We start from the raw sequence: 1,607 nt of genomic DNA, 5'->3' as shown, positions 1-1,607 counted from the left end.
ATGCGTATGCAGGCGAGTGGCCCCGCGAGCGGTTCGCGATGCGCGGCATAGGCTATGACGTGTCACGGAAGCCGAAGTCGGCGATCTATACCGAGTTCCTCCCCGCGTTGAACGGCCGCCGGGTGCGGCTGCTCGACGTGCCGAGGCTGACGGCGCAGCTATGCGCGCTAGAGCGCCGCACGGCGCGGGGCGGGCGTGACAGCATAGATCACGCGCCGGGTGCTCACGATGACCTGGCAAACGCCGCAGCCGGCGCGCTGGTGCAGGTGTTGGGCGATAGGGTGCCGGCGCTGGTGCGGCCGGCGGACCTGCTGACGGACGGGGCGCCGGTTGCGCCATGCCGTGCGTGCGAGGCGATCTATGCCGTGGCAGCGATCGACGCGGCGGGCCGCGTGGCGATCGTAACCGCGTCGCGATCGTTGATCGGCGTTGGGCCGCCTTGCTTGCTCATAGATTTCGACGTTGCACCGTTGTCCGCCGCGCCATTCGTGGAACTGGCGGCGACGTTGACGCGGCTTGGCGCGGAACTGAGGCCGGTTCGCGGCGTGTTGGGCGTGGTGCTGCCGCCGGTGCTGCGATCGGTCGCCGAGCGGGCCGGGTTGCGGGTGCAGGTGGTCGACGGGTTGGACCCGGCAGTGCTGGCGCTGTCGGCGGCGGCGCATGTCGCGGCGGGGCGCGTGAAGCTGTCGCCGACCGTGGCCGAGAAGGCGAAGTCGTCGCCGTTCGGCGCGTCGATTGAGCTGCGGGCCGGCATGCCGGTGGGGGATGATCCGTTGCGGGCTGCGGTGGTACTGGCGATTGTGGCGGCGCTGGACGTGCGGGAATAGCGACTGCGCGCATCCGGGTCACAGCCGGGGCATCGCGGTGGGAATGCTATTCCCAGCGGTGGGAAAACCAAAAACGAAGCCGATCGAATAGCGACACCCCACGACACCGCCGGACACCGCCGGACATTCCTCAACGTTCCTCAACGTGTCTGGTCATGTCATCAGAAACTTCTTGCATTGCGCACCGTCTGTTCCTATTTTATCCGCATGGACAATCTCGATCGCCGCGTCACAACGACGCTGACGCTACCCCTCCGGCACATCGCGGAACTCGATATGATCGCCCGTGAGCACGACACGTCGCGCAGCCGCATCGCGGCGCGTGCAATCAAGGAATACCTTGCTCGGCACAGCGCGGGCGAGGCGCAGCCGGATGAGTGAAGCCGCTGTCCTAAACCGTGTCGCAAAACGCATCGCGGACGATCTGCGGGGGCGCCTTGGGCCTGTTGATCCGAGGCGGGACGCGTTGATCGACGTAACGGGAGAGGTCGCCGCGTATGCGGTCTATGCGGGCCTCACGATTCTCGAAGATGGCGCGTCGGTTGCGGACCTTGACAACCTGCATCAGATGACGTGGAGGCTGCGTCAATCGTTGAATTGGCTCGGCGCGGTGGCTTGCGTCGGTTCAATCGCGCGCATCGTGCTTCAGGAATCCATGGATACGTTGGAAGCCGCTGCCGCGTTGCGTGGTGGCGCCGGTGACTGAGCTAGAGACGGCTCGCGCCATCGCGTCCGGCGATCTTTCGTCGCCGCAGCCGTGCGGTGGGGCGCGGCTATGGG

General features: G+C 66.8%; 3 protein-coding genes. All 3 read left to right on the top strand.

The window, feature by feature from the left end:
* Nucleotides 1–122: 122 nt before the first annotated feature.
* Nucleotides 123–827, top strand: coding sequence for a hypothetical protein (locus B8460_RS14945; RefSeq protein ID WP_148360629.1), 705 nt, complete (start codon nt 123–125; stop codon nt 825–827).
* A gap of 207 nt (nt 828–1,034) precedes the next feature.
* Nucleotides 1,035–1,208, top strand: coding sequence for a ribbon-helix-helix domain-containing protein (locus B8460_RS22110; RefSeq protein WP_158322882.1), 174 nt, complete (start codon nt 1,035–1,037; stop codon nt 1,206–1,208).
* The gene (locus B8460_RS14935) at nt 1,201–1,533 is read left to right on the top strand and encodes a hypothetical protein (RefSeq protein ID WP_148360628.1); all 333 of its coding nucleotides are present in this window, start codon (nt 1,201–1,203) and stop codon (nt 1,531–1,533) included. Before B8460_RS22110 ends, B8460_RS14935 begins: the two co-directional genes overlap by 8 nt.
* Nucleotides 1,534–1,607 lie beyond the last annotated feature (74 nt).

The organism is Acidisphaera rubrifaciens HS-AP3, assembly GCF_000964365.1.
Taxonomy (GTDB): Bacteria; Pseudomonadota; Alphaproteobacteria; order Acetobacterales; family Acetobacteraceae; genus Acidisphaera; species Acidisphaera rubrifaciens.
The sequence above is the reverse complement of the archived record's forward strand: the minus strand, read 5'-3'. Positions and strand labels throughout refer to the sequence as shown.